Genomic DNA, 25,737 nt, shown 5'->3' with positions numbered 1-25,737 from the left:
TAAGCGATGCCAGGCCGATGACCGCAGCGATCGCACCGAGCACGAGCGCGAGGATGAGGCCCGTTGCCCGAACTGTTTTGGTCACGCGCTGAGGCACCGCGGGCTGTGACGAATTCTTGCTGGCTGTCATCTTCGGTCCTCGCCTTCCGAGCTTTCGGGTTGAGATTCCCTCTGCGGCAGATCTCATCGTGGCGGTCACCTGCTGGCGCCAGGGGTCACTCTAACGCAGGCTGATTCTCACGACCTTGATGAATCAGGTGCGATGACGACTATTCGTGCCTATCTTTGACGACGTCAGCAGCCCAGAGGCAATGTAGCCGCATGACGCTCTTTCGCACGCCTCAGATCGTGCTGTTCACCCGCGACATCGACCGCGCGACGAACTTCTATCGGCGCCTCGGCTTCGAGGAGGCATTTCGCACCCCTCGAGTTGGAACACCCATACACGTCGACCTCACCCTAGATGGGTACCGAATCGGGTTCGCAACTGAAACGAGCACCCGCAATGACCACTGCCTCGACCCGGTCGCCGACGGCCAGCACGCAGCGGTGATCCTCTGGACTGACGACGTCCATGCAGGCTACGCGCATCGGGTCGATCTCGGTGCAACCCCGATCAAGCCACCGGAACCTTGGCTCGACCACCTGCTCATCGCTTGGGCCGAGGACCCAGAAGGACATCTGATTCAGGTCGTGCAGACTGTCAGCTGACCAAGTCTCGCCCGCAGTACAAGTCATACCTTGAACCGGAACTCCACCGGAATGCTTCACGGAAAGTGATCAACCCTCCGAACCCAGATAATCAGGAGTCCGCACCATAGTCGATCGTGTACTCCCGCATGATTCCTTCCGTCACTCGGCCCCAGTCACTGACCCGCACTCGCGCTTGATGAGAATCGAACGCATGCTTGTCGACGAACCTCTCGGACACCATCCACACGAGTGGATCCGCCGTCGGTTCGACACTGAAGTGAAGACACCCGGATTCGGCGCGAGTGAGCTCGACATGCCGGTCAAGATAGCCGGCGACGATGTCCGCCTCGTTGCCGTCGGCACAGATGAGCCTGCCTCTTAATGTGACGACAGACATGCGGCCTCCAGAGGTGTGAATGCGGCGACAGCATCACGCAACAGGCGCTGAACCATCCGCAACTCGTCGTTCGACCGCAGGTTCATCCAGAACTCCTTTGGTGCTGTCCTCGGTCACGGCTGATCGAGCAGCGCAATGCCGAAACCGCCGACGACGGCCCGAACTTCGTCGAGGTAGCGTTGCGCCTGTTCGGTCAGCGGGATCCCGGAATGATCGATCCAGCCGATCTCGATGCGTTCATCGACCTCGAGTGGAATCGCGACGATGGCCGGATCGAGATCGTCGCTGATGATGCCCGTCGAGATGGTGTAGCCGTCGAGACCGATCATCAGATTGAAGATGGTCGCACGGTCAGAAACCCGGATCTCCTGCTTGCTCGACAGGGTGGAGAGAATCTCCTCGGCGAAGGAGAACGAGTTGTTCGCCCCCTGGTCGAAAGTGAGGCGCGGCAGGGCAGTGAGATCGTCAAGGGTGACGCGGTGGCGGGAGGCAAGCGGGTTCGTACGAGAGATGAAGATGTGAGGGGAGGCGAGGAAGAGCGGGTGGAACGCAAGCCCGGAATCTCGCAGCAGTTTGTCGATGACCTTCCTGTTGAAGTCGTTGCGGTAGAGGATGCCGAGCTCACTGCGGAGCGTGCGAACGTCTTCGATGATGTCCCAGGTACGCGTCTCTCGCAGTGAGAACTCGTACTCGGCAGCATCGCTGGCCTTGACCATCCGAACGAAAGCATCGACGACGAACGAGTAGTGCTGCGCCGAGACTCCGAGCAGACGCCGTGACGGTGGGCGCCCTAGGTAGTGCTGCTCGAGGAGTTCCACCTGTTCGACGACCTGCCGGGCATAGCCGAGGAACTCCACACCGTCGTCAGTCAACGTCACCCCGCGGGCGGATCGGACGAGCAGAGCGCGATCCACACGGGTCTCCAGGTCCTTCATCGCGGCAGACATGGTCGGCTGAGAGACATAGAGGAGATCGGCGGCGGCGGTGATCGACCCCTCCGACGCGACCTCGATGAAGTACTGGAGTTGCAGCAGCGTGATGTTCTTCAGACCTCGAGACATAGATCAAGGCTATAGGAATCCATAGTTCCCCCGAGTTACCCGATGGCCACAGGGGACGGGCAGGATGGATCACAGACATGCCAGCGACCACAACCGGCCGCACACCCACCGAATTGGACGTCCATGACACCTGAGTTCTCATTCAGCATCACCACGACTCGATTCGACGAGGACTACTCGCCGTCGGAGAGCACCCGAGCGACGACGAACTTCGCCAACCTCGCCAGGGGCGAGGACCGTCAACAGAACCTCCGCACTGCTCTGAGCATCATCAATCGCCGCTTCAACGAACTCGCGTCCTGGGACAATCCCGACCGGGATCGCTATGACCTCGAACTCGACATCGTCTCCGGAGGACTTCACTTCACCTCGGGCGGCCGGGAACAGGAGTTCCCGCTGCTCGAAGTCCTGGATATCCAGATCATCGACAGACTGATTGGAAAACGTCACCCCGGGATCGTGGGGAACAATTTCTCGTCCTTCGTCCGCGATTTCGATTTCAGCGTGCGGCTGCCGGCTGCCAATGAGGCCGCAACCGAGTTCACGGTCCCCGATGACTTCGGTGATCTGCATGGCAAACTATTCCAACACTTCCTCGATTCTGCCGCCTATCGGGAACGGTTCCAGACGGCACCCGTGATCTGCATCAGCGTGTCCACGAGCAAGTCGTACCATCGGACCGAGAATCACCACCCGATTCTCGGGTTCGAATACCAGCAGGACGACTACTCGCTGACCGATGACTACTTCGCAAAGATGGGACTCCAGGTGAGGTATTTCATGCCACCGGGCAGCGTCGCACCGCTGGCCTTCTACCATCGCGGCGACCTCCTCGGCGACTATTCCGATCTGGCGCTCATCGGCACGATCTCCACGATGGAGACTTTCCAGAAGATCTATCGGCCTGAGATCTACAACGCGGATACCGCCGCCGGAGAGGTCTACCGGCCGACGCTGGACCGGCACGACTTCTCGGAGATGCCGGTCACCTATGATCGCGTCGAACGCAACCAGCTCGGCATCAGACAGGGAAAGTTCACGGAGGAGTTCTTCGTCAACCCGCACCGAGAGATGCTCGAGCAGTGGGCGTCCGACCGACCCGTCCCAGTCGCATGACCGCAGGAGAAGAAACGATGACCCAGCCGCTGTTGCCCACCTCAATCGTCGGCAGTCTGCCGAAGCCGTCCTGGCTCGCGCAGCCCGAAACCCTCTGGTCCCCCTGGAACCTCCAAGGCGATGCCTTGGTCGAGGGCAGGCACGATGCCCTGCGCATCTCGACTCATGAGCAGACCAACCGCGGCATCGACATCGTCAGCGACGGAGAGCAGACCCGCCAACACTTCGTGACGACGTTCATCGAGCATCTCAGCGGAGTCGACTTCGAGAAGCGCAAGACGGTTCGGATCCGCGATCGCTACGACGCAAGCGTACCCACAGTCGTCAGCGCCGTGAGCCGTGAGAAACCGGTCTTCGTCGACGATGCGAAGTTCCTCCGCCTGCAGACCGATCAGCCGATCAAGTGGGCGCTGCCGGGACCGATGACGATGATCGACACACTCTATGACGACCATTACAAGAGCCGCGAGAAGCTGGCCTGGGAATTCGCCACGGTCCTCAATCAGGAGGCAAAGGATCTGGAGGCGGCGGGAGTGGACATCATCCAGTTCGACGAGCCGGCATTCAATGTCTTCTTCGAGGAGATGAAGGACTGGGGAGTCGCCGCGCTCGAACGGGCAGCGGAAGGTCTGCGGGCCGAAACCGCAGTGCATATCTGCTACGGCTATGGGATCAAGGCGAACAACGACTGGAAAACGACCCTCGGGTCCGAGTGGCGCCAATACGAGGAATCCTTCCCCCTCCTGCAGCGCTCGAGCCTCGACATCGTCTCGCTCGAATGCCACAACTCCCATGTCCCGATGGACCTGATCGAACTGATCCGCGGCAAGAAGGTCATGCTCGGTGCCATCGACGTGGCAAACGAGACCATTGAGACACCGGAGGAGGTCGCCGCGACTCTGCGCAAGGCTCTGAAGTTCGTCGACGCCGACAAGCTCATTCCAAGCACGAACTGCGGCATGGCCCCCTTCGCGCGCGACGTTGCCCTCGCGAAGATGAGCGCCTTGAGTGCGGGAACAGCGATCGTCCGCGAGGAGCTGTCAAGGGGCTGATCGCCGCCGCACTCCATCCGCACACGTCCAGAGCCGTCGGGCCTCTCCGCAACTATTCGGGCGTTCTGAGCCGGGGAAGTGCAGTGACAGCTCAAGCTGTCGCTGCCACAGTGCCCCAGCCTCTGCCGCAGATGTTGAAGCGGAACCTTCGGCAGACCGGATTCCACGAAGAGTCGAACGGCTGCGCGACTACGAGAGGTGTGATCGCAGAGATCCTGTCGCGCAGCACCCGACGCTCACGACGCAGCCCGCAGCTCGACTTCAGGTTCATCCAGAACTCTTCCGCCGTGTCGAAGCCGATGCGGGCGAAAAACTGCACCCAAACTCGTCGACTACCCGTCGTGACGCACGTACTCGGCACAGACATCGACGATCCGAACGGCCGCGGTGATCGCTTCAGCCACGTCTTGGTTCGTCGCTGTCGGTCGATCGTCGTCGGGATACTCAGTCGCGTTGCGCACTTGACGCATCCACTAAAACTCGTCCAAGGCACTGTCGTTGACGAAGCCTGCTGCCGCGATCCCGGTGTTGCGATGAGCTCCGCCCACGGGTCGGACACGGAACCCTTCGGCGGCAAGAACCGCGACGAGCGCTTTGCGCGCACCATCGTACGCCGCTGTGAACGCCATCGCGTGATCGTCGGTATCAGCAAGCAGCTCTGCCGTACGGATATGGCGTTCTGCGGTCACGACCACAGCCAGCGCATGCTCGCGATTCCGCTCCACACGCTCCAGTCTTCGGTTCACGAGCATCTGATTGACGATCTCAGGCAAGGATCTCACCGGACCTCACATCGACTAAGGGGCGTGACCGAATCGTCGAGACGAACGGCGACGGGTCCTCAGAGTTCCAGTCAACCGGTGCGATACGCGTGATGTTCACGGGCAAGTCGAGCTTGTCGCCTGCTTCGGCCGCAATCCCCGAGAGCGTCCTCCGCGGCGTCTCCCCCACGACGAGGACGTCTAAGTCGTTGGGAAACTCACCGCTTTCCCCGGACCGGCGCGCGGCCCAAGATCCGTAGATCAGCAGCTCCTCCACCCCGTCGATCCCGTCGAAGAGCTCACGCAAGACCGGCACCGGCCCGTAGGTCGCCGCGATCAGATCTCGCATCAGAGCGAACAATGGGTGGTCGGCATTCGCACTCACGAGACGGTTTCGCCCCTCATACCGGTCACGAAGCACGGCGGAGTCGACCAGTCGCCCCACTTCGCGGTGCACGACCGGGCCGCTCGTGTCCGTGCGCCGCCCAAGCTCTGCCAGCGTAAACTCCCGCTCAGGGTGCCCGAGAGTCTCGGCCAGAATCGCCCCAACGGCATCCGAGCGCACGAAAGGCGTCAGCTGCGGTGCGATATTCTTCATAGAACACGAAGATATCTTCCACTTATAGGAAGAGTCAAGAGTGTGGGCATCACTCGATGGACCGGAACTCCACCGAGTTCCGGCACGGAACAACGTCTCAAACCACACGCTCGGCAAGCACGGGAGACCTCAGCGGAGGAACCATGTCTCGATCACGCCCTGAGTCTCTGGCGTACATGACGCACCAATGACATCCCTTGCAGTGATCCATCGAGCCGCGACGTGCTCGTCCGAGAGCTTCACAATACGATCGGCCAACGGCACTGACACTGTGAGCTGTCGCGTCAGTCTCCCCGAAGCGGATCTATAGTCGAAGTGTTAAAGTAAGTCGCCATCGATCACCTCAGACTCGAATCCGACTTCTTCGAGCAGTTCACGATCAAGCGCCGCTGTGAGTGACTCCCCGACCTCAACGCCACCAGAGGGCAGTTCATCGATCCCAGGCAGGAAGTCGTCCAGTTCGCTACGAGTGACGACCAGCACAGACCCATCTGAATGTATCACCGCGCCGACCACGAACTTCTCCACGCCGTCACGTTGTGCAGAATCGCGGAGCTCTTCCACGAGGACAGTCACGCAACCTCCAACGGTGTGATCGCGGCAACCTTGTCGTGCAGGACACGGCGCTCAAGCCGAAACTCGTAGTTCGACTGCAGATTCATCCAGAGCTCCTCGGACGTTCCGAAGTAGCGCGCCAGACGGATCGCCGTATCAGCGGTGATCCCCCGCTTGCCGTGCACGATCTCGTTGATCCGGCGTGGCGGCACGCCGATGGACACCGCGAGCTTGTTCTGAGTGATCCCGAAGCCCTCGATGAAGTCCTCCATCAGGATCTCTCCCGGGTGGATCGGCTCGATCAGGTCGGCCTCAGTGGTAGTCGACGAGTTCGACATCGTCCGCACCTCCCTCTCTCCAGACGAAGCAGATACGCCATTGCGCGTTGACGCGGATGCTGTGCTGCCCGCTTCGGTCGCCGACCAGACGCTCCAGGCGGTTGTCCCGCGGGACCCGGAGATCCTCGACATCCTTCGCCGCATGGATCAGCTCGAGCTTCCGCATGGCCGCCCGCTGCACCGTCCGGTCGACGCGCTTGACGTACTGCTCATGCCAGATGCGCTCGGTGTCCTTGCTGCCGAACGATCTGATCACGAGAGCATTCTATAACGGAAACCGTCAATAACGCTAGACGTTAAACCGGAACTCGACCACGTCCCCATCGACCATGATGTAGTCCTTGCCTTCCATCCGGACCTTGCCGGCGGACTTCGCGGCAGCCATCGAACCGTTCGCATCGAGATCATCGAAGGACACGATTTCGGCCTTGATGAAGCCCTTCTGGAAGTCTGTATGGATGACTCCGGCCGCCTCGGGGGCGGTGGCACCCTCCGGAATCGTCCACGCACGGGATTCCTTGGGCCCGGCCGTCAGATAGGTCTGCAGACCCAGGGTGTCGAAGCCGACTCGGGCGAGCTGATCGAGTCCGCTCTCTTCCTGGCCGGTCGATTCGAGCATCTCCCGGGCTTCCTCCTCGTCGAGTTCGGCGAGTTCGGACTCGAACTTCGCGTCGAGGAAGATCGCCTCGACGGGAGCCACCAGTGCCCGCATCTCATTCTTCTTGTCCTCATCGGCGAGCACCTCGTCGTCGACGTTGAACACGTAGAGGAAGGGCTTGACCGTCATCAGCTGCAGCTCGCGCAGTGCACTGACATCGAACTTCTCGGCCTGCATCGCCTGGTAGAGCGTCCGCCCGCCTTCGAGGATCTCGGTGGCGGCATCGATCGCAGTCAGCTGCTCAGCAGGAGCGCGCTTGCCCTTGACTTCCTTCTCGATCCGGGGCCGAGCCTTCTCCAATGTCTGGAGGTCGGCGAGGATGAGCTCGGTGTTGATCGTATCGATGTCGTCTGCGGGGCTGATCTTGCCGTCGACGTGGACGACGTCGTCGTCGACGAATCCGCGGATGACCTGGCAGATCGCATCGGCTTCGCGGATGTTGGCGAGGAACTGGTTGCCCAGGCCTTCCCCTTCGGAAGCGCCGCGCACGATTCCAGCGATATCGACGAAGTCGACGGTGGCATTGAGGATGCGTTCGGAGCCGAAGATCTCAGCCAGTCGCGTGAGTCGCTCGTCCGGCAGCGGGACAACGCCCACGTTCGGTTCGATCGTCGCGAACGGGTAGTTCGCCGCGAGAACTTGGTTCTTGGTCAGTGCGTTAAACATGGTCGACTTGCCGACATTGGGCAGTCCCACGATTCCAATAGTCAAAGCCACGGTATCCAAGTCTAGCCGTCGCCGAGGTGGTCCTCGAATTCTCGTGTCAGTGCCCTCTGTCACCCTGGGATCATGAATGCTTTCCCCGCATCCGCAGTCATCATCGTCTTCATCGTGGCGATCGTCCTCGCCGCCGTGCTCGGATTCCTCCTCGGCCGCAGTCTCACCCGTTCCCGCTATCTCGAGAGACTCACTCGCGCCGAGACCACGTCACGCATCCTGTCCGAGCGCACCGAAGATCTCGAGGCCGATGCGCAGATGGCCGGTGAGATCACCGCCGCCATCGGGCCGTTGGCGGCAAGCGTGAAGAATCTGCAGGAGAACCTGCACTCCCAGGACCGCACGCAGATCGAACAGATCACCCGACTGAACTCCCAGATCGGGCACCTCAGCCAACAGAACCTCCGCCTCCAGGAATCGACCGGGTCACTGGCCAACGCTTTGAATTCGACGACCCACCGTGGAGACTGGGGCGAGGTCCAGCTCAAACGCATCGTCGAATATGCCGGCCTCCTCCCCCACGTCGACTTCGACACGCAGGTCAGCGCCGACCGGGACGGCAAGCGCCACCGCCCCGATATGGTCGTCCATCTGCCCGGTGGCGGCACGATCGTCATCGATGCGAAGACACCGTTGTCGGCACGGATGAACAAGGACTCCGTCGAGGCGGCCGACTCCGGCACGGGCGGTCAGGACCATGCCCGCGCCCTGTTGCGCCATGTTGATGCCCTGGCGTCGAAGGAGTACTGGAAGGCGTTCGATGCCTCCCCCGACTTCGTCGTCTGCTTCGTGCCCACCGACGGTCTGCTCTCCGCGGCCGCGGCAAGCTACCCGAAGATGATCGATCATGCACTGGGCAAGAACGTCGTCCTCGCCTCACCAGCGACTCTGCTGGTGCTGTTGAAGACCGTGGCGCTCAACTGGCGGCAGGCGGACATGTCCACCTCGGCGGCCGAGGTGCTCCGACTCGGCACGGAACTCTACGAACGTATCGGCACCCTTGTCACCCACGTGTCACGGATGGGTGCCAGCCTGGACCGCTCCGTCGAGGACTACAACCGGTTCGTCTCGTCCTTGGAGTCCCGGTTCCTCGTCACCGCCAGAAAGTTTCCGTCGACCGGGATCGTCGCCGACGAACTCGATGCCGTGGCCGAACTCGATACTCGCACTCGCGGCATCAGCGCAGAAGAACTCAGTCGCCCTCGGGCCATGGACTTCGACGGACGCGGTCCGACTCATCTACGTGATCGGCAGACGGGGACAAGCTGAGAATCGACAGCGTTCGTCGACTCCGTTGAGTCGTGGAACTCCCCGTCGCGCCGCGCAGCGGAATTGCTCAGCTCAGCCGAGCTTGCGCAGTTCCTTCGGCAGCGAGAAGATGAGGTCCTCTTCGGCGGTGACGACCTCTTCGACGGTGTCGAATCCGTATTCGGCCAGCAGCTGCAGCACGTCCTGGACGAGGTTCTCCGGAACGCTCGCACCTGAGGTGACACCGACCGTGGCCACGTCGTGGAACCATGTCTCGTCGATCTCGCGGGCGAAGTCGACACGGTAGGCAGCCTTCGCCCCGTGTTCGAGAGCGACTTCGACGAGGCGAACGGAGTTCGAGGAGTTCGCCGACCCGACGACGATGACGAGATCCGCGTCGGGCCCGACCTTCTTCACCGCGACCTGCCGGTTCTGTGTCGCGTAGCAGATGTCATCGCTGGGTGGATTCTGCAGGTGCGGGAAGCGCTCACGCAGGATCTCAACCGTTTCCATGGTCTCGTCCACGCTCAAGGTCGTCTGTGAGATCCACACCAGCTTCTCGGCATCGGGAACCTCGATGGTGCGGGCCTCTTCCGGGCTCTGCACCAGTGTGATGTGCTCCGGCGCCTCGCCCATGGTGCCTTCGACCTCTTCATGCCCGGCATGGCCGACGAGGAGGATGCGGAAACCGTCCCGGGCGAACCGGATGGCCTCCTTGTGGACTTTCGTCACCAACGGGCATGTCGCATCGATCGTCGACAGCGAACGCTGGGCAGCCTCGGTGTGCACGGCCGGTGAGACACCATGAGCGGAGAACACGACCCGAGCACCTTCCGGGACTTCATCGGTGTCATCGACGAAGACGGCCCCGCGTTCGGACAGGGTCTCGACGACATGTCGGTTGTGCACGATCTCCTTGCGGACATAGATCGGTGCGCCGAAGTGCACGAGGGCGCGCTCAACGGCGATGACAGCACGATCGACGCCGGCACAATAGCCTCGCGGTGCGGCCAGCAGCACCCTCTTGTCTGCATTGACCGGAGTGCGGATCTCGCCCGGTGCCAAACGCCGGCGCGGAATGGTCGGGGCAGGTACTGAAACGACGCTCACCCGTTCAGTCTAAGCCGGAGCCATCGGCTGCGGCCAGGAATGGGCTGCGTCAGTGCCGTTCGTTAGGCTTGGGATTCGGAAGGGGACTTAAATGGCGCAAAGAATTTCCGGCACTCCCGGCACGCTCGGTGAAACAGCCGAGCCGAAGGAGCTCGCCGCCACCGCAGCCGAGACCACGGCGGAGAATCCGTGGCCGCTGAGTCTGCTGTCTTCGAAGATGAAATCCTATATCGACCGCATGTCGAGCGTGTGGATCGAAGGGCAGGTCGTCGAGCTCAACCATCGAGGCAAGGCCAGCTACCTGACCCTGCGCGATACCGATGTCGAGATGTCCTTGCCGGTCCAGATCTGGAAGAACGTCCTCGACCGCACCGGGGCTCCTCTGACCGAGGGCAGCCACGTCGTCGCCAATCTCAAAGCCGATTTCTGGACGAAGACCGGTCGGCTGACGATGCGCGCCAACGATATCCGCGCCGTCGGCCTCGGCGAACTCCTCGCCCGCCTCGAACGATTGAAGAAACAGCTGGGCGCCGAGGGGCTCTTCGATCCCAACCGGAAGCTGCGCCTGCCGTTCCTGCCGAACCGGATCGGGCTGATCACCGGACGGGATTCGGATGCGCAGAAGGACGTCATCCGCAATGTGCACCTTCGCTGGCCTGCCGCCGAATTCGAAGTCCGCAACTGTGCAGTGCAAGGCCCGGATGCCGTGCCGGGAGTGATGAAGAACCTCGCCGAACTCGACGCGGACCCGCAGATCGATGTCATCGTCATCGCCCGCGGCGGCGGCAGCATGGAAGACCTCCTGCCGTTCTCCAACGAAGCACTCGTCCGTGCCGTCTCCGCCGCGCAGACACCGGTCGTCTCGGCGATCGGTCACGAGGCGGACCGGCCCATCCTCGATGAGGTCGCTGACATGCGGGCGTCAACACCAACAGATGCCGCAAAGAGGATCGTTCCGGATGTCGCGGAAGAAGGCATGAATCTGCTGCGTGCACGCGCCGAGCTCGAAGCTGCCGTCAATCGCATCCTCGACCGCGAACAGGAGATGCTCACCGCCGTGCGATCACGGCCGGTGCTCGCCGAACCGCAGACGATGATCACCGCGCATGAGAACGAGCTGACAACGATCCGCCGCCGCAGCCTGCAGGCGACGAACGGACGGCTCATCCAAGCTCAGAACGAGATCCAGCACCTTCGTTCCCAAGCCAGGTCCCTCTCTCCCCTGCGGACGTTGGAGCGCGGCTACGCCGTGGTGCAGACCGACGAAGGTCAGGCCGTCCGCAATGCCGCCGAAGTCGCCGCCGGCGACACCGTCCATGTCCGGGTCGCTCGTGGTCGTTTCGACGCAGATATCACCGAGGTCACTCCGGAGACCGACGATTCGACGACCGACGATTGACTACAACTCCACACTCTGTCCACGTTTCACACACTCTGCGAAGGAGACACCGATGACCGAACCGACGACCCAACAGGACCAGCCCGATATCAGCACGCTCAGCTACGAGCAGGCGCGCGAAGAACTCGTCATGACCGTCAAGCGTCTGGAGACCGGCAACCTGCCGCTCGAAGAGTCACTGCGGCTGTGGGAGCGTGGCGAGGCTCTGGCCGACCGGTGCCAGGCATGGCTCGACGGAGCACGGGAACGCCTCGACAAGGCCCGTGAGGAGACCTCGGACGACACCGAATAGAACTTCGGGGCAGCCTGGAATCACTTCAGTTCGGCGGCCACCTGATCGGCGAAGCTGTTGACGGTGTCCGGCGCAGCCGTGGCAGTCAGAACGACATACATATCGCCCTTGTGCGTGACCCAGTACTCCTTTGCTTCCTCGGTGCGGTAGACCTGGAAGTCGGCACCTCCGACGGTCACCTTCTCGGCAGCGACAGCCTCATCGGTCTTCCGCTTCGCCCAGTTCGCACTCGCTTCGGCCTGTTCGATGCTCACCCATTGGTCGTCGGGGCCGATGAACGACATGTACCACGAGGTGTATTCGGAGTCGCCCACGCGGTCGAGGCTGGCTTCGTTCGACGTCCATCCGCGCGGGATCTGCGGAACGATGAGGTCGAAATCGGCGTTGCCCTGGGACTGCTCGGCGATCCCCTGATAGTCGACGACACGTTCTGAGTCGACTTCGGGCTGCGGGGCGAGGAACAGGATCCCGACGGCGACTGCGAGACAGGCGAGGATCGCGATGACCATATTGACCCAGTTCGAGTTTTTGCGCAGGAAGCGCATCTCTTCCCGGGACCCCGGCAGCATCACTCCGGACTCATCAGCCATGGACTCTCCCCTAGGACTCGACGTCGCCTTGTCGACGACCGTTCGAGTACCCGTCTCGTCGGCAGCATTTCGGACATTCACACCGCCATTGTCCTCGGCTCGCGCGCGAAGGGCCAATTCCGGTCCGAGGACGTGACTGCGGCCACAAGCGGACACCGCTGTCGCGACCCCGATCACAGGGGTGGCACAATTGGAGGCATGAGTGACTCCAAAGAGCCTGTTGACGTGAAATCTCACCATGACCGAGGACGAGTTGATGAGGAGGCTCCGCCTGTCGCAGTGACCGACTCATGGTCACAGAAGGCTCAGGTCGAGTCGGATGCTCCCGACCGCAACTTGGCTCTGGAGCTCGTCCGAGTCACCGAGGCCGCAGCCATCGCCGCCGCCCCCTGGGTCGGCCGCGGCGACAAGAACGCAGCCGACGGAGCAGCCGTGGCCGCGATGCGCAATGTCATCTCCACCGTCCGCATGGCCGGCACCGTCGTCATCGGCGAAGGTGAGAAGGACGAAGCTCCGATGCTCTTCAACGGCGAGCAGGTCGGCGACGGCGGAGGACCGCACTGCGATGTTGCTGTCGACCCGATCGACGGCACTCGCCTGACCGCTCTGGGCATGCCCAATGCGATCTCGGTCATGGCTGTGACCGAAGACGGTGCGATGTATGACCCCTCTGCCGTGTTCTACATGGAGAAGCTCGTCACCGGCCCCGATGCCGCTGACGCCGTCGACATGCGTCTGCCGATCGCTGAGAACATCCGCCGCGTCGCCAAGGCGAAGGGAACGAAGGATCCCGCCTCGGTGACGGTGATGATCCTCGACCGCCCCCGCCACCAGCAGATGATCGATGAGATCCGCGCCGCCGGAGCCCGCATCCAGCTCATCACCGATGGCGACGTCGCCGGAGCCATCGCCGCCTGCCGTCCGGGAACCGGCGTCGACATGCTCATGGGCATCGGCGGTACCCCCGAAGGCATCATCACCGCCTGCGCCATCAAAGCACTCGGCGGAGTCATCCAGGGCCGTCTGTGGCCGCAGGACGACACAGAGCGCGAGGCCGCGGCCAAGGCCGGTCTCGACGTCAATCAGGTGCTCAACACCGATGACCTCGTCACCGGTGACAACAGCTACTTCGTCGCCACGGGCATCACGAACGGCGACCTGCTCGACGGAGTGAAGTTCCAGGGTGGCCACGTCACCACGCATTCCCTGGTGATGAGGTCGAAGTCGGGGACCGTCCGGCAGGTCTTCGCCGAGCACCAGGCCGCGAAGACCCACTCCTACGTGGAGGCCGCCGAAGAAGCCGCACGCCGCGGATTGGTCTGACCTCCAATCGCACCCGGTCCCGGGCGCGATGCACACAACTCGGAAGCAGGTGCGAAAGCAATGCCCAATCAGGCGTGGAAGCGACTCCTCGAGGGAAACCAGCGTTTCGTCGACGATGTCCCTCAGCACCCCAACCAGGACACGGCGCGACGTGAGTCACTGTCGGGCAGCCAGACCCCGTTCGTCACTCTCTTCGGCTGCTCGGATTCCCGAGTCGCCGCTGAGATGATCTTCGATGTCGGCCTCGGTGACATGTTCGTCGTGCGCAATGCCGGACAGGTCGTCGACCCGGTAACCTTGGGCTCGCTCGAATACGGAGTCGAGATGCTCGGCACTCCCCTGCTCGTCGTGCTCGGCCACGACAGCTGCGGGGCCGTGACCGCCGCCTACAACGCCTACGACTCGGGTGAGACTCCCCCGGGATTCATCTCCGACGTCGTCGCCCGCATCCTGCCGACAGTGGCCCGGGCCCGAAAGAACGGGCGCACCACGATCAACGAGACCGTCGGTCAGAACACCATGGACACGGTCGACAAGATCATGCAGCTGTCCACGATCATCAAGACCGCCGTCGACGACGGCCGACTCATCATCGTCGGGCTCACCTACCAACTCCACGACGGCCACACTACGGTCGTCGCCCAATATGGAGGCGACGAGGCCGCGGTCTCCACCTATGCTTCCTGAGCGACCAGCCACCTCGGTGGACAGCCGTTCAGTCTCCCAACGAGCCTGAGCTCCGCAATCATTTCCCAGGCACCCAACGGAAAGGACAACAATGACCGAAGAATTTCGCATCGAACACGACACCATGGGTGAGGTCAAAGTCCCCAAGGACGCCCTCTACAGCGCACAGACCCAGCGTGCCGTCGAGAACTTCCCGATCTCGGGCAAGACCCTCGAATCCGCTCACATCGCCGCACTGGCTCAGGTGAAGAAGGCCGCTGCGAAGGCCAACGCCGAACTCGGCGTGCTTGACGAGGCCCGCGCCACAGCCATCCAGAACGCCGCCGACCGGGTCATCGCAGGCGAATTCGACGCCCACTTCCCGATCGACGTGTTCCAGACCGGCTCGGGAACCTCGTCGAACATGAACACCAACGAGGTCCTTGCCTCGTTGGCGACCAAGGCGCTCGAAGCCGACGGAATCAACGTCCACCCGAACGACCACGTCAACGCTTCGCAGTCGTCGAACGACGTCTTCCCCACCTCGGTGCACCTGGCAGTGACCAAGGCCCTGGTCAACACCCTCATCCCGGCCATGGACACCCTGGCGACTTCGCTGGAGAAGAAGGCGAAGGAGTTCTCCTCGATCGTCAAGTCCGGACGCACCCACCTCATGGATGCCACTCCGGTGACTCTCGGTCAGGAGTTCGGCGGCTACGCAGCTCAGGTCCGTTACGGGATCGAGCGCATCGAAGCTTCCCTGCCGCGCGTGGCAGAGGTCCCGCAGGGCGGAACCGCTGTGGGCACCGGCATCAACACCCCCGACGGCTTCTCCTCCCGCGTGGTCGAGATCCTCGCCGAGGAGACCGGACTGCCGATCACCGAGGCTCGCAACCACTTCGAGGCCCAGGCCAACCGCGACGGACTCATCGAGGCCTCCGGTCAGCTGCGGACCATCGCCTACGGCTACATGAAGATCTGCAACGACCTGCGCTGGATGGGTTCGGGACCGAACACCGGCCTCGGCGAGATCGCCATCCCCGACCTGCAGCCCGGTTCGTCGATCATGCCCGGCAAGGTCAACCCGGTCATCTGCGAGGCCACCATTCAGGTCGCCGCACAGGTCATCGGCAATGACACCTCCGTGTCGCTGTCGTCGACCAACGGCGCGTTCGAGCTCAACGTCGGCATCCCCGTCATGGCCTCGAACCTGCTCGAGTCGATCCGCCTGCTCGCGAACGCCTCGACCGTCATGGCCGAGAAGATGATCGACGGACTCACCGCCAACGAGGAGCGTGCCCGCTTCCTCGCCGAGGCGAGCCCCTCCATCGTCACCCCGCTGAACAAGGTCATCGGCTACGAGGCGGCCGCGAAGATCGCGAAGCACGCCGTGGCTGAGAAGATGACCGTCAAGGAAGCGACGGTCGCGCTCGGCTTCGTCGAGAACGGCTCCATCACCGAGGCGGACCTCGACAAGGCCCTCGACGTCACCACCATGATCGGCAGCTACAAGTAAGCCTCCGATCTGACAGAACGAAACGGCGCCCGGACGGATACCGTCCGGGCGCCGTTTCGTGTTGGCGGCCGCTCAGCGTCCCGTCGACCGCTCACCGAACATCGCGAGACATCGGCGGTAACGTGAGCGGTCGGCGACCGGAGCAGAGGCTCAGGACCGGAACGGGTCGAATTCCTCGAGCACATCGGTGACCAGGGCGGCGATCTCCGACCGCTCCGACCGCGTCAGCGTGACATGCGCGAACAGTTCGTGGCCCTTGAGCTTCTCGATCACCGCGGCGACTCCGTCGTGCCTGCCCACTCGCAGGTTGTCGCGCTGGGCGACATCGTGGGTGAGCACCACCTTCGAGTTCATTCCGATGCGCGAGAGCACGGTCAGCAGAACATTGCGCTCCAACGACTGCGCTTCATCGACGATGACGAATGCATCGTGGAGGGACCGTCCGCGGATGTGGGTGAGCGGAAGCACCTCGAGGAACTCCCTGTTGACCACCTCGTCGATGACGTTCTTGCTCACCAGCGCACTGAGGGTGTCGAATACGGCCTCCGCCCAGGGGTTCATCTTCTCACCTTCGCTGCCGGGCAGGTAGCCGAGGTTCTGTCCGCCCACTGCGTAGAGGGGACGGAAGACCATGATCTTCGAGTGCTTGTTCTCCTCGAGCACCTTCTGCAGACCTGCCATGAGGGCCAGCGCGGACTTCCCCGTTCCGGCTCGCCCTCCCATCGACACGATCCCCAGGGCGTCGTCGAGCAGCATGTCGATGGCGATCCGCTGTTCTGCCGACCGTCCGTGGACGCCGAAGATGTCACGATCCCCGCGCACCATCGACACTCGGTTGCCGCTGCGCACACGTCCCAGCCCGGATCCGCGCGGTGAGGTGATGACGACCCCGGTGTTGACCACCTCGTCGGAGACATCCTCGGTGACGACCGACCCCGAATCGTAGAACTCGTTCATCTGCTCGTCGTCGAGGCCGAGCTCGCTCATCCCGGTGAACCCGGAGTCGACGGCCAGCTCCGCCAGATACTCCTCCGCGTGCAGACCCAGGGCCGAAGCTTTCACTCGCATCGGCACGTCCTTGGTCACGACAACCACGTCACAGCCTTCGGCAGAGAGGTTGCGGGCCACGGCCAGGATGCGGGTGTCGTTCTCCGTCCGGTCGAAGCCGACCGGCATCGTGGAGGCGTCGATGTGGTTGAGCTCGACCCGCAGCGTTCCGCCTGCGTCACCGACGGGAATGGGCTGATCCAACCGGTCGTAGTCGGAACGGAAGTCGTCGAGGATGTGGAGGGCTTTGCGTGCGGTGAATCCGAGTTCGGGATGATTGCGTTTGCCCTCGAGTTCGGAGACGACGATGAGCGGGATGACGACGTGGTGTTCGGCGAAGCGCAGAAGCGCTCCGGGATCCGACAGCAGCACCGAGGTGTCGAGAACGTAGGTGTGGACTTTTTCAGCCATGAGGACCTCTGAGGCGTGAGTTCCGCCGAGATCCGGTTCTGACATCCCCCGATCTCGGGTTGGTGTCGACCAACTACAGCCAACCTAACCCGGTTCGCCCCCGCAGGCGGTAGCGGCACGCGTGCTCGGGCAAGTCAGGGTCATGAACTTCGAGTGAATGCGGGATTCCCCCGTCAGACGGCCGCTGGGTCTCGCCGACGCCGGGCACGACCTATTTGCCGAAGCGCCGCTGCCGCAGACCGTAGTCGCGCACGGCTCGGAGGAAGTCCGTACGGCGGAAGTCCGGCCAATAGGCTTCGCAGAAATAGAACTCCGAATAGGCGCTCTGCCACATGAGGAAGCCGGAGAGTCGCTGCTCTCCCGAGGAGCGGATGATGAGGTCGGGATCGGGTTGGCCCTTGGTGTAGAGGTGTTCGCCGATCTGCTCCGGCGACAGTTCGGAGATTATCGACTCCAGGTCCATGCCGTCGTCGGTCCGTGTGCGCAGCAGGGACTTCACAGCATTGACGATCTCCTGCCGACCGCCGTAGCCGACGGCGACGTTGACGCGCATTCCACAGTTCTCGGTCGTCGACACCGCTTCGAGGCGGGCACGCAGATCCGGGGGAACGATGTCGAGATCACCGACGAGCTGGACGCCGACGCCGTCGAGTGCCGCGATCTTCTCCACCAGGTCCGAGATGATCTCGATGAGGATCGAAACCTCTTCTGCCGAGCGGGCGAGGTTCTCTTTGGACAGAACGTAGAGAGTGACGATCTCCACATCGATCTCGTGGCACCAGCCGAGGAACTCGACGATCTTCGCCGCTCCGGCGCGGTGACCGTCAGCGGTCGTCGCACCGAACTCCTTGGCCCACCTGCGGTTGCCATCGGTGATGACCCCGACGTGACGTGGAACCGGAACCGACTTGTCGAGCTCACGTTTGAGCCGTCGCTCGTACAGCCGATAGAGCAGGTTCACGGGTCGCGCCACAGCTGTCCTCTTCCACATGGGTCGTCGGTCGGTTCGAATACTGTACAGACTACTAGCCGACGATGCTGAATGAGGCCTCAGGTCCGCTGGCTACCATGGAGCTATGAATGCTTCGCTCACCGATTCCTCTCCGGTCGTTCCCGACGGCGCCGGGCCGGTCGGTTCAGCGGGCGCGGATGACGTTCCGCCCGCCGATGACCACCGCATCGCCCGTCGCCGCTCAGCACTGCGCGCCGAACTGACGAAGTTGGCGGGTCAGGTCAAGCCGAAGCTGCGCGGCTGGTTCCACGCCGGGGCGTTCCCTCTGGCGATGATCGGCGGCCTGGCTTTGGTGATCATCTCCCCGACCATCGAGTCGCGCATCGCCGCCGCGATCTTCGCCGTCACCGGCATGCTGCTCTTCGGCACCTCCGCCGTCTATCACCGAGGCCGCTGGCGCACCCGCGTCCGCCTCGTCCTGCGGCGGCTCGACCACGCGAATATCTTCCTCATCACCGCCGGTACGTACACACCGCTGGCAGTGCTGATGCTCCGCACCGACCAGGCAGTCCTCCTGCTGTCCGTGCTGTGGGGTGCCGCCGCACTCGGCGCTGCCTTCCGTACGATCTTCACCACCGCACCGAGGTGGCTCTTCGTCCCGATCTACGTCGGGTTCGGCGTCGCCGGAGTCGGGTACATTCCCCAGATCTGGGCCACGAACTTCCCCGTCGGACTCCTCGTCGTAGTCGGCGGCGTGTGCTACATCGCCGGCGCGGTGATCTACGGGATCAAGCGCCCGAACCCCTCACCGAAGTGGCTCGGCTTCCATGAGATCTTCCACATCTTCACGATTCTCGGCTACGGCTGCCACCTCGCCGCACTCATCATCGCCGCCGTCGCAGCCTACTGAACTCCAATCGACTGAGTCCGCACGGACGCACACGGCGCGATCACCGATCGGTGATCGCGCCGTTGTCTGTGTGCGCAGGACCTCAAAGCCTCAGAGCTCAGGCTCGTTCATTGCGTTCGTCGGTGGATTCGGAGGAATCGATCGGCTCCTCCGCCGAGCCGCCTCGGCGATCTGCATCGGATGGTCCGGTATCGGCGGACGCGTCGGAGTCGCTGTCAGCGGTCTCCGGTTCGGGTGCCTCCGGCCCTGAGAGCTTCGACTGGTTGGGCACCACATGCCTGCGCAGCGGGATCGGATAGGCATCGCTGGCGCCCGAGTGCGCCCGCACCCGACGGACACGGCGCAGGGCGTCCCTGATGAGGAAGATCGTCAGGACGACGATGGCGAGGGTGGCCAGGAAGCCGACGGTTCCGGGCGTCACCAGATCCGGGTCCGGTGTGCCTCCGTCCGGAGTCGGGGCTGGAGAGGACGCGAAGATCATGCGCGGGTGTCGCTTTCGGTCGGGACGGCGGAATCAGCGTCGAGGTCGTCGGCAGCCGGCGAGTCCGGGAGCATCCCCTCGGCGGGAACGCGACGACCGTCATCGAAGGTCACTGCGGCGAACAGGTCGGTCTCCTGGAAATCCAGTTCCCGGTTCAGCGGCTCACGGTCGGTGAGGTCGAGAGCCAGCTCGAACTCTTCGGTCGGCCAGTACGTGCGAGCGGCCTTGCGCGATGCGGAGAAGAAACCGCCTTCGGGATCGATCTGAGTGGCGTGGGAGAGCAGCGCACGATCGCGGGCAGAGAAGAACTCGGAGCAGGAGATGCGGGTGCTCAGCCAGTTGTGGCGCTGGTTGTCACGCTTCTTGAAATCCTCGAGGTGGTCGGCGAACGGGGACTTGAGTCCCGCCTCGAGCATCTTCTCGTGGATCGTGATCCACTTCTTCGCCGACAGGTCCTGGTTGAAGTAGATCTTCTGCACCTGCCACGGTTCGCCGAGCTCGGGATGCGAGGTCGCATCTGCGGCGGCTTCGACAGCGGCCATGGTCACAGCGTGGTTCTTGATGTGGTCGGGGTGAGGATATCCGCCGAGCTCGTCGTAGGTGGTCACCACCTGAGGACGGAAGGTGCGGATGATGTGCACGAGGGGAAGCATCGCCACCTCGTCGGGAACCCGATAGAAGCATCCGGGAGGAGTCTGGTTGTCGAAATCGCCGTCGGGCAGTCCCGAGTCGACGTGACCGACCCAGACATGTTCGGCGCCGAGGGCTGCGGCAGCGGTCGCCATCTCCTCTCGACGGAGACCGGCGATGTCGCGGCTGGCCTTCGGACTCTGCAGGAGAGCGGGATTGAGGATATCGCCGGCCTCGCCACCGGTCATGGTGGCGATGAGCACCCGGGCACCCAGTGAAGCGTACTTCGCGCTCGTTGCCGCACCCTTGGAGGATTCGTCGTCGGGGTGGGCATGGACGGCCAACAGGCGCAGTCCATGGTACGGAAGCGAAGTCATATCCTAAATGTCCCTTTCGATTCAGCCTGGTGGCCACCTGCTGCCGGCGCTGCGGCTGACATGATCGCCGGCAGAGGATCGACTACTCTAGATTAGTGCGCGAAGTACTTAAAGAGGAATTCAATGACTGAGGTAACAGTGGCACCACCACTGCATGATGATCGCTACGGCCGGACCAGCAGACCCAAGCGAGAGCTGAGTCGTCGGGCGAAGATCATCGCCGTCATCGTCCTCGCCGTGGTGGTCGCCGTCATCGCTGTCTGGGCATTCCGCCCGCAGACGAATCCCACAACACCGCGCACCCTTGACTATTCGGTTGTCGACGATTCTTCAACGCGCGTCAGCGTCGGAATATTTCCTGATCAGAAACGCGACGTGCACTGCATCGTCCAGGCCACGAATGAGCAGGAAGCGATCGTCGGATTCACCGAGGTGACCGTTCCCGCCGATCCGAACGCCGATCCGAATTCGCCGAAGCGCATCGACGTGGACCTGGCCACAACTCAGCTGGCTGCCTCCGGCCACGTGGACTCCTGCTGGTTCGAATAGGCCGAACCTTCGACCGCTTCGACCGCCTGGTGGAAGCACAGGAACCCGGTCGCACGAGTCTCTTCGAATAGTTCTCGCACGGGAACGCATCTTGCGGTCGCGAACCTCCGCCTCACGGCCGGGGACGTGATCGAACTCATCGTTTTTCTCCGCAGATGCGTTACACTGTAGTTTCATTCAACTTCCGGGCGTGCCCATACGCCCGGTTTTTTCGTTGCCTGACACGCCCGTCAGTGCACCGACCGAAGAAGGAGAAGTCATGACCGAGGAAGTCACCCAGGAAGAGACATGGTTGACCCAGGAAGCCTTTGACCGCCTGTCGAAGGAACTCGAGCATCTCTCCGGACCGGGTCGTGCAGAGATTGCTGAGAAGATCGAAGCCGCCCGCGACGAGGGTGACTTGAAGGAGAACAGCGGTTATCACGCTGCGCGTGATGAGCAGGGCAAACAGGAAGCACGCATCCGCCAACTCGAGGTGCTGCTGCGGAACGCGAAGGTCGGCTCCAGCGACAGCGACGGCAAGACCGTGGCACCCGGAACCGTCGTGACCGCCAGCGTTGCCGGCAACTCCATGCGATTCCTGCTGGGCAACCGCGAGATCGCCGGAGACTCCGATATCGACGTCTTCTCGGAGAAGTCGCCGCTCGGAGCGGCTGTCCTCGGCGTCAAGGCCGGAGACAAGACCTCATACGAGGCTCCGAACGGCAAGACCATCGAGGTCAAGGTCGATTCCGTCGAAGCCTTCACCGGCTGATCGAGACCGAAAAGAGAAGTGGGCGGGTGCGATCGCACCCGCCCACTTCTCTATTCATTCCCGTTCAGGCGCGTCCTGCCGGACCCCGATTCAGACGAGTCCTGCCGGGTCGTCTGGTCCGAGCCTCAGGCATCGGGGCCCTTCTTCGGCCGTCCGGGTTCGGCCGAACCGGTCTCACGCGACGTGGTCGGACCGGTTGATCCGGTTTCCGTCGAATCGGTCTGTCCGGAACCTGATGCACGTTCGTCTTCCGCGGACTCGTGGACGGCATCGGTGAGCCTTTCCTTCGCCGTCTCGAGGACTGCCGTGGCCTCGCGTTCGTCCGGGTCACGCTCGGCGTCGTCCTCCGCTTCGTCTTCGTCCGAATCACCGGCGTTCGTACGCACGATATAGCTGACGACGCTGTTGAGCACGGCAACCAAGGGAACGGCGAAGAGAGCGCCGACGATGCCGAAGAGGAAGCCGCCTCCGGTGACTGCGAGGATCACAGCCAGCGGATGGACCGACACTGCCTTGCCCATGAGGAACGGCTGCAGCACCTGGCTTTCGATCTGCTGGACGGCAATGACAACCGCGAGCATGATGACGGCACTGACCAGACCGTTCGATACCAATGCCACGAGCACGGCGACCGCACCGGAGGCGATGGCTCCGACGACGGGGACGAACGAGGTGAGGAAGACGAGCACGGTCATGGGGATGACCAGCGGGATCCCGAGGAACGCAGCGCCGATGCCGATGCCGATCGCATCGACGGCGGCGACGAGGATCTGGACCCTCACGTACTGCACGAGGGTCGTCCACCCCTTCAGAGCGGCACCCGTGGCGACGGGACGGGCCGGGACCGGCAGCAGGTTCATCACCCACCTGAAGATGTTCTGCCCGTCGTAGAGGAAGAAGAACGTCGCGAACAGACAGACGGCCATACCGGTGAGGAAGGTGCCCACCGAGGAGGTGGCCTCCAGGGCGCCGCCGAGAAGCTGGCTGCTGTTGTTCTGGAAGAAGTTCGTCGCGGTTTTGATGGCGTCGTCGATATAGCTCGAGATCGTCGTTGCGTCGATGCCGAAGGGGCTCGAAGCCAGCCATCCGCTGATCCCGGACACACCGGCGATGACCTGTTTGACGAGGTCGGGCATGCCGGAATAGATCTGCTGACCGACGAGGCCGAAGAGTCCGAGCACGACGACGATGAACCCGATGAAGGAGATCGCGGCGGCCCCTCCTCGAGGCACGCCCTTCTTCTTCAGCCATCCGGTCAGGGGCGCGAGCAGCGCTGCCAACAGCAGAGCAATGAGCACGGGCAGCACGACGCTGGAGATCTTCGACAGGAGCCACAGCGCCACACCGATCGCCACGAGCACGACGATCGACCGCCACGACCATGCGGCAGCTAGCTTAAGACCGGGAGCCACATACGGTTTGGCCTCGGCTTCGATTCGGCTGAGTGCGATCTCCTCGGGACTGACTGCCTGCGATGGGGTTGCTTCGGGTTCGGACGAGGAGTGAGAGGAGCCGCGTCCGCGCCGGAACGCCTCCCATGCTCCTCGGAGTCGGTTCGGAGGATGCTGCTGATCGTTTTCGCTCATGACTCAACAATAGTTGTTGATGCAGTGACAAAGGTGCAATGATGACGCCGGAGGAGGGAAATCAGTGGGAAGACGCTTGATCTACACGCTGGCGACCATGGGGGCGACCGTCGTCGGCGCCGGCGCATCGGCGGCGGGACTGCTCCGCCACCAGGCCGGATCGCTGCGCCGTTCCTTCGACGACGACAAGAACCGTCGCTTCTCCACCTTCACCGAGGCGATCGCCGCCCCACGTGACAACGACGATGACGACTCCGCCGCTCTTGCCATCATCGGCGACTCCTGGCTGTGCGGGGTCGACGTCGACCCGGAGCAGGCGCCCCCGACCCTCATCGGGAGAGGCCTGGCGCGGATGCTCGGCACCACCGTCCGGGTCCAGACAACCGCACGCCCCTCGGCACTGTCGGATGATCTGCACCGACAGGTCGACGAAGTCCTGCGCTCGCCGTGGCTCTCCCGCCAGCTCTCGGACCGCTGGAGCGACGACCGCCGGTTCGCGATCATCTCGATCGGCACCGGCGACATCATCCACCCGATCCAGGCGACCATCGGCGTACCCGTGCTCAACCAGGCCATCAACCGGCTCCAACGCGAGGGCCGCTACACCGTGTTCGTTCTCGTCTGCCCCAATCTCGGCGGTCTGCCGGGGCTGCGCGATCCTCTCAAGACGTCGCTGCGCCGAACCTCGCGGGTCCTCGCCGGCTCTCAATGGCTGGCCGCCCTGGCCGCGCGTGCGGTTCCGCTGCGGTCGACGGGATCGCTGAGCGGAACGACACGCCGGTCTCTGCTCAACGACTCGGGCCGATTCCCCAGCGAACTCGGCTATGCGCAGCTGTCCTCGACGCTGCTGGCCGCAATCGCCGAACGCATCGATGCACCGGTCGTCGTCGACCGCAGCCTCGACATCCCCGAGAAGGGCGAAACCGCCCGCCGACACGAACTGGTCCCCGGCGCCGAGGCGCAGTCTGCTGCTCAGAACGATTCGGATGTCGAGGCGCAGACCGGCGCCGAGGCGCAGCCAGATGCCGAAAAAGCAGCAGTGACAGAAGACGCCAGCCCCGAACCGGTCACGAATCGTCCGGAAGCAGCCTCGTGATCCCCGTCGTCCTCGCCTCCCAATCTCCTTCACGTCGCCAGATCCTCCGGGACGGCGGGATCGACCCGGTCATCATCGTCTCCGAGGTCGACGAACGTGCCATCGAGGACGATTTCACCGGCTCCGTCGGCGAACTCACCACAGCGTTGTCGGAGGCGAAGGCGCGTGCGGTCATCGACCGGATCATCGCGTCCGCTCCCCCGACACTTGACGGCGCGGACACCGTGGTCGTCATCGCCGGGGATTCCCTGCTCGAATTCGACGGACAGGCCATCGGCAAACCGGGAACGGCCGATCGCACTCGCAACGTGTGGTCGGCGATCGCCGGTCAGTGGACACAGCTGCATTCGGGCCATACGGTCGCAGTGCTCACGCGGGCGCAGCCAGCGAACGGCACAGCCGGACGAGCGGGAGCTGACAGCAGCGGTGACAGCCCCGCCCCTGCCGGTCGAACCGACTCGGCGCCCTTCGAGTTCGGCGCGCTGCGCTCGCAGCGGTCGGCCACCTCGGTGCTCATCGGCTCACCCAGCACGGAGGAGCTCGAGGCGTACATCGCCACCGAAGAGCCCTTCCACGTGGCCGGGGCGCTGACGATCGACGGCTATGGTGGGGCCTTCGTCGACCGGCTCGACGGCGACCACCTCACCGTGCTCGGCCTCAGCCTGCCCGTCGTGCGCGAATTGGTCACCGACATGGGGCTGTTCTGGCCCGATCTGTGGACTCTCAAGCGGTAGACTCGACCCTGGTCCGGTGACACGCCCGAGGACATTGAAGTTCTCGTCCCAGTTTTTTATCGCTGTCCTACAAACCCTTGGTGCTGTTCTCTAAATTGTTCTGTGATCGTACAAAGGAGC

The 25,737-nt window shown here is 63.1% G+C and carries 29 protein-coding genes; 14 read left to right on the top strand and 15 right to left on the bottom strand.

Annotated elements, in window-relative coordinates:
• The first annotated feature begins 321 nt into the window (after nt 1-321).
• Nucleotides 322-711, top strand: coding sequence for a VOC family protein (locus KTJ89_RS01215; RefSeq protein ID WP_259356652.1), 390 nt, complete (start codon nt 322-324; stop codon nt 709-711).
• Nucleotides 712-802: 91 nt separating this feature from the next.
• Here the strand turns inward: KTJ89_RS01215 and KTJ89_RS01210 are convergent, their stop codons facing one another.
• On the bottom strand, nt 803-1,090 hold the full coding sequence (locus KTJ89_RS01210; protein ID WP_172168934.1) for a putative quinol monooxygenase: 288 nt from the start codon (nt 1,088-1,090) through the stop codon (nt 803-805).
• A 113-nt stretch (nt 1,091-1,203) separates the two neighbouring features.
• Nucleotides 1,204-2,151, bottom strand: a complete 948-nt coding sequence (locus KTJ89_RS01205) for a LysR family transcriptional regulator (RefSeq protein WP_172168931.1) — start codon at nt 2,149-2,151, stop codon at nt 1,204-1,206.
• Between the two features lie 123 nt (nt 2,152-2,274).
• On the opposite strand from KTJ89_RS01205, the gene KTJ89_RS01200 reads away from it, so the two are divergent.
• Entirely contained in the window at nt 2,275-3,267 is a 993-nt protein-coding gene (locus KTJ89_RS01200) for a putative oxygenase MesX (RefSeq protein ID WP_259356651.1), read from the top strand.
• Nucleotides 3,268-3,284: 17 nt separating this feature from the next.
• Complete coding sequence (locus KTJ89_RS01195) at nt 3,285-4,319, top strand: methionine synthase (protein ID WP_259356650.1); 1,035 nt, start codon at nt 3,285-3,287, stop codon at nt 4,317-4,319.
• 473 nt (nt 4,320-4,792) lie between these two features.
• Here the strand turns inward: KTJ89_RS01195 and KTJ89_RS01185 are convergent, their stop codons facing one another.
• The 6 genes from KTJ89_RS01185 to ychF all read right to left on the bottom strand — a co-directional run bounded on the left by KTJ89_RS01185 (nt 4,793) and on the right by ychF (nt 7,946).
• On the bottom strand, nt 4,793-5,092 hold the full coding sequence (locus KTJ89_RS01185; RefSeq protein ID WP_259356649.1) for a hypothetical protein: 300 nt from the start codon (nt 5,090-5,092) through the stop codon (nt 4,793-4,795).
• The gene (locus KTJ89_RS01180; RefSeq protein WP_172168919.1) at nt 5,085-5,678 is read right to left on the bottom strand and encodes an ArsR family transcriptional regulator; all 594 of its coding nucleotides are present in this window, start codon (nt 5,676-5,678) and stop codon (nt 5,085-5,087) included. Before KTJ89_RS01180 ends, KTJ89_RS01185 begins: the two co-directional genes overlap by 8 nt.
• A gap of 318 nt (nt 5,679-5,996) precedes the next feature.
• The gene (locus tag KTJ89_RS01175) at nt 5,997-6,254 is read right to left on the bottom strand and encodes an NUDIX domain-containing protein (RefSeq protein WP_259356648.1); all 258 of its coding nucleotides are present in this window, start codon (nt 6,252-6,254) and stop codon (nt 5,997-5,999) included.
• The gene (locus KTJ89_RS01170) at nt 6,251-6,571 is read right to left on the bottom strand and encodes a HigA family addiction module antitoxin (RefSeq protein ID WP_259356647.1); all 321 of its coding nucleotides are present in this window, start codon (nt 6,569-6,571) and stop codon (nt 6,251-6,253) included. Before KTJ89_RS01170 ends, KTJ89_RS01175 begins: the two co-directional genes overlap by 4 nt.
• Nucleotides 6,546-6,827, bottom strand: a complete 282-nt coding sequence (locus tag KTJ89_RS01165) for a type II toxin-antitoxin system RelE/ParE family toxin (protein WP_259356646.1) — start codon at nt 6,825-6,827, stop codon at nt 6,546-6,548. The genes KTJ89_RS01170 and KTJ89_RS01165 overlap by 26 nt, the downstream gene beginning before the upstream one ends.
• Before the next feature lie 33 nt (nt 6,828-6,860).
• Nucleotides 6,861-7,946 (bottom strand): redox-regulated ATPase YchF, encoded by a 1,086-nt coding sequence (gene ychF / locus KTJ89_RS01160; protein WP_259356645.1) that lies wholly within the window; start codon nt 7,944-7,946, stop codon nt 6,861-6,863.
• 72 nt (nt 7,947-8,018) lie between these two features.
• On the opposite strand from ychF, the gene KTJ89_RS01155 reads away from it, so the two are divergent.
• Complete coding sequence (locus tag KTJ89_RS01155; protein WP_259356644.1) at nt 8,019-9,215, top strand: DNA recombination protein RmuC; 1,197 nt, start codon at nt 8,019-8,021, stop codon at nt 9,213-9,215.
• A 72-nt stretch (nt 9,216-9,287) separates the two neighbouring features.
• Here the strand turns inward: KTJ89_RS01155 and KTJ89_RS01150 are convergent, their stop codons facing one another.
• A complete protein-coding gene (locus tag KTJ89_RS01150; protein WP_139907501.1) occupies nt 9,288-10,304 on the bottom strand; it encodes a 4-hydroxy-3-methylbut-2-enyl diphosphate reductase in 1,017 nt (338 codons plus the stop codon).
• Nucleotides 10,305-10,395: 91 nt separating this feature from the next.
• Here KTJ89_RS01150 and xseA point away from each other — a divergent pair, with 91 nt between their 5' ends.
• Both xseA and KTJ89_RS01140 read left to right on the top strand, forming a co-directional pair.
• Entirely contained in the window at nt 10,396-11,703 is a 1,308-nt protein-coding gene (xseA, locus tag KTJ89_RS01145) for an exodeoxyribonuclease VII large subunit (RefSeq protein WP_139907500.1), read from the top strand.
• A 52-nt stretch (nt 11,704-11,755) separates the two neighbouring features.
• On the top strand, nt 11,756-11,995 hold the full coding sequence (locus KTJ89_RS01140; protein WP_025778102.1) for an exodeoxyribonuclease VII small subunit: 240 nt from the start codon (nt 11,756-11,758) through the stop codon (nt 11,993-11,995).
• Between the two features lie 20 nt (nt 11,996-12,015).
• Here KTJ89_RS01140 and KTJ89_RS01135 read toward each other — a convergent pair whose 3' ends face one another.
• Nucleotides 12,016-12,585 carry a DUF4245 domain-containing protein gene (locus tag KTJ89_RS01135; protein WP_253903678.1) on the bottom strand — a complete coding sequence of 190 codons (570 nt, stop codon included), beginning with the start codon at nt 12,583-12,585 and terminating at the stop codon, nt 12,016-12,018.
• A 198-nt stretch (nt 12,586-12,783) separates the two neighbouring features.
• Between KTJ89_RS01135 and glpX the strand changes: the two genes are divergently transcribed.
• The 3 genes from glpX (at nt 12,784) to KTJ89_RS01120 (ending at nt 16,090) form a co-directional block, all read left to right on the top strand.
• Entirely contained in the window at nt 12,784-13,908 is a 1,125-nt protein-coding gene (glpX, locus tag KTJ89_RS01130; protein WP_180987842.1) for a class II fructose-bisphosphatase, read from the top strand.
• Between the two features lie 60 nt (nt 13,909-13,968).
• Nucleotides 13,969-14,595: a carbonic anhydrase gene (locus KTJ89_RS01125; RefSeq protein WP_139907497.1), complete on the top strand. Its 627-nt coding sequence runs from the start codon at nt 13,969-13,971 to the stop codon at nt 14,593-14,595.
• Nucleotides 14,596-14,686: 91 nt separating this feature from the next.
• Nucleotides 14,687-16,090 (top strand): class II fumarate hydratase, encoded by a 1,404-nt coding sequence (locus tag KTJ89_RS01120; RefSeq protein ID WP_259356643.1) that lies wholly within the window; start codon nt 14,687-14,689, stop codon nt 16,088-16,090.
• 150 nt (nt 16,091-16,240) lie between these two features.
• Here KTJ89_RS01120 and phoH2 read toward each other — a convergent pair whose 3' ends face one another.
• Both phoH2 and KTJ89_RS01110 read right to left on the bottom strand, forming a co-directional pair.
• Nucleotides 16,241-17,548 carry an RNA 5'-3' helicase PhoH2 gene (gene phoH2, locus KTJ89_RS01115; RefSeq protein WP_259356642.1) on the bottom strand — a complete coding sequence of 436 codons (1,308 nt, stop codon included), beginning with the start codon at nt 17,546-17,548 and terminating at the stop codon, nt 16,241-16,243.
• A gap of 211 nt (nt 17,549-17,759) precedes the next feature.
• Complete coding sequence (locus KTJ89_RS01110; protein WP_310650266.1) at nt 17,760-18,521, bottom strand: isoprenyl transferase; 762 nt, start codon at nt 18,519-18,521, stop codon at nt 17,760-17,762.
• Nucleotides 18,522-18,624: 103 nt separating this feature from the next.
• Between KTJ89_RS01110 and trhA the strand changes: the two genes are divergently transcribed.
• Entirely contained in the window at nt 18,625-19,410 is a 786-nt protein-coding gene (gene trhA / locus KTJ89_RS01105; RefSeq protein WP_172168894.1) for a PAQR family membrane homeostasis protein TrhA, read from the top strand.
• 97 nt (nt 19,411-19,507) lie between these two features.
• Here the strand turns inward: trhA and KTJ89_RS01100 are convergent, their stop codons facing one another.
• Nucleotides 19,508-19,891 (bottom strand): hypothetical protein, encoded by a 384-nt coding sequence (locus KTJ89_RS01100; RefSeq protein WP_180345505.1) that lies wholly within the window; start codon nt 19,889-19,891, stop codon nt 19,508-19,510.
• A complete protein-coding gene (gene mca, locus KTJ89_RS01095) occupies nt 19,888-20,898 on the bottom strand; it encodes a mycothiol conjugate amidase Mca (RefSeq protein ID WP_139466809.1) in 1,011 nt (336 codons plus the stop codon). Before mca ends, KTJ89_RS01100 begins: the two co-directional genes overlap by 4 nt.
• A gap of 123 nt (nt 20,899-21,021) precedes the next feature.
• Between mca and KTJ89_RS01090 the strand changes: the two genes are divergently transcribed.
• Nucleotides 21,022-21,447: a DUF4307 domain-containing protein gene (locus tag KTJ89_RS01090; protein WP_139466807.1), complete on the top strand. Its 426-nt coding sequence runs from the start codon at nt 21,022-21,024 to the stop codon at nt 21,445-21,447.
• 259 nt (nt 21,448-21,706) lie between these two features.
• A complete protein-coding gene (gene greA / locus KTJ89_RS01085; protein ID WP_101546580.1) occupies nt 21,707-22,201 on the top strand; it encodes a transcription elongation factor GreA in 495 nt (164 codons plus the stop codon).
• A 125-nt stretch (nt 22,202-22,326) separates the two neighbouring features.
• On the opposite strand, the gene KTJ89_RS01080 is transcribed toward greA, so the two are convergent.
• Nucleotides 22,327-23,787 carry an AI-2E family transporter gene (locus KTJ89_RS01080; protein WP_259356641.1) on the bottom strand — a complete coding sequence of 487 codons (1,461 nt, stop codon included), beginning with the start codon at nt 23,785-23,787 and terminating at the stop codon, nt 22,327-22,329.
• Between the two features lie 64 nt (nt 23,788-23,851).
• On the opposite strand from KTJ89_RS01080, the gene KTJ89_RS01075 reads away from it, so the two are divergent.
• A complete protein-coding gene (locus KTJ89_RS01075; RefSeq protein ID WP_259356640.1) occupies nt 23,852-24,883 on the top strand; it encodes an SGNH/GDSL hydrolase family protein in 1,032 nt (343 codons plus the stop codon).
• Entirely contained in the window at nt 24,880-25,617 is a 738-nt protein-coding gene (locus KTJ89_RS01070) for a Maf family protein (RefSeq protein WP_259356639.1), read from the top strand. Before KTJ89_RS01075 ends, KTJ89_RS01070 begins: the two co-directional genes overlap by 4 nt.
• Nucleotides 25,618-25,737: the final 120 nt, after the last annotated feature.

It is taken from the genome of Brevibacterium sediminis (genome assembly GCF_024895295.1).
GTDB classification, from domain to species: domain Bacteria; phylum Actinomycetota; class Actinomycetes; order Actinomycetales; family Brevibacteriaceae; genus Brevibacterium; species Brevibacterium sediminis.
Note: the sequence above shows the minus strand (reverse complement) of the source record. Positions and strands in the feature narration are given on the sequence as shown.

What these genes read in the sequence shown, in the direction of transcription:
- KTJ89_RS01215 (WP_259356652.1), top strand. Translation starts at nt 322, where the DNA reads ATGACGCTCTTTCGCACGCCTCAGATCGTGCTGTTCACCCGCGACATC.
- trhA (WP_172168894.1), top strand. Translation starts at nt 18,625, where the DNA reads ATGAATGCTTCGCTCACCGATTCCTCTCCGGTCGTTCCCGACGGCGCC.
- KTJ89_RS01080 (WP_259356641.1), bottom strand. Translation starts at nt 23,787, where the DNA reads ATGAGCGAAAACGATCAGCAGCATCCTCCGAACCGACTCCGAGGAGCA.
- mca (WP_139466809.1), bottom strand. Translation starts at nt 20,898, where the DNA reads ATGACTTCGCTTCCGTACCATGGACTGCGCCTGTTGGCCGTCCATGCC.
- KTJ89_RS01195 (WP_259356650.1), top strand. Translation starts at nt 3,285, where the DNA reads ATGACCCAGCCGCTGTTGCCCACCTCAATCGTCGGCAGTCTGCCGAAG.
- KTJ89_RS01135 (WP_253903678.1), bottom strand. Translation starts at nt 12,585, where the DNA reads ATGGCTGATGAGTCCGGAGTGATGCTGCCGGGGTCCCGGGAAGAGATG.
- KTJ89_RS01180 (WP_172168919.1), bottom strand. Translation starts at nt 5,678, where the DNA reads ATGAAGAATATCGCACCGCAGCTGACGCCTTTCGTGCGCTCGGATGCC.
- KTJ89_RS01090 (WP_139466807.1), top strand. Translation starts at nt 21,022, where the DNA reads ATGACTGAGGTAACAGTGGCACCACCACTGCATGATGATCGCTACGGC.
- phoH2 (WP_259356642.1), bottom strand. Translation starts at nt 17,548, where the DNA reads ATGGCTGAAAAAGTCCACACCTACGTTCTCGACACCTCGGTGCTGCTG.
- KTJ89_RS01170 (WP_259356647.1), bottom strand. Translation starts at nt 6,571, where the DNA reads ATGTCGAACTCGTCGACTACCACTGAGGCCGACCTGATCGAGCCGATC.
- KTJ89_RS01125 (WP_139907497.1), top strand. Translation starts at nt 13,969, where the DNA reads ATGCCCAATCAGGCGTGGAAGCGACTCCTCGAGGGAAACCAGCGTTTC.
- KTJ89_RS01210 (WP_172168934.1), bottom strand. Translation starts at nt 1,090, where the DNA reads ATGTCTGTCGTCACATTAAGAGGCAGGCTCATCTGTGCCGACGGCAAC.
- KTJ89_RS01140 (WP_025778102.1), top strand. Translation starts at nt 11,756, where the DNA reads ATGACCGAACCGACGACCCAACAGGACCAGCCCGATATCAGCACGCTC.
- xseA (WP_139907500.1), top strand. Translation starts at nt 10,396, where the DNA reads ATGGCGCAAAGAATTTCCGGCACTCCCGGCACGCTCGGTGAAACAGCC.
- greA (WP_101546580.1), top strand. Translation starts at nt 21,707, where the DNA reads ATGACCGAGGAAGTCACCCAGGAAGAGACATGGTTGACCCAGGAAGCC.
- glpX (WP_180987842.1), top strand. Translation starts at nt 12,784, where the DNA reads ATGAGTGACTCCAAAGAGCCTGTTGACGTGAAATCTCACCATGACCGA.
- KTJ89_RS01200 (WP_259356651.1), top strand. Translation starts at nt 2,275, where the DNA reads ATGACACCTGAGTTCTCATTCAGCATCACCACGACTCGATTCGACGAG.
- KTJ89_RS01205 (WP_172168931.1), bottom strand. Translation starts at nt 2,151, where the DNA reads ATGTCTCGAGGTCTGAAGAACATCACGCTGCTGCAACTCCAGTACTTC.
- KTJ89_RS01120 (WP_259356643.1), top strand. Translation starts at nt 14,687, where the DNA reads ATGACCGAAGAATTTCGCATCGAACACGACACCATGGGTGAGGTCAAA.
- KTJ89_RS01155 (WP_259356644.1), top strand. Translation starts at nt 8,019, where the DNA reads ATGAATGCTTTCCCCGCATCCGCAGTCATCATCGTCTTCATCGTGGCG.
- KTJ89_RS01100 (WP_180345505.1), bottom strand. Translation starts at nt 19,891, where the DNA reads ATGATCTTCGCGTCCTCTCCAGCCCCGACTCCGGACGGAGGCACACCG.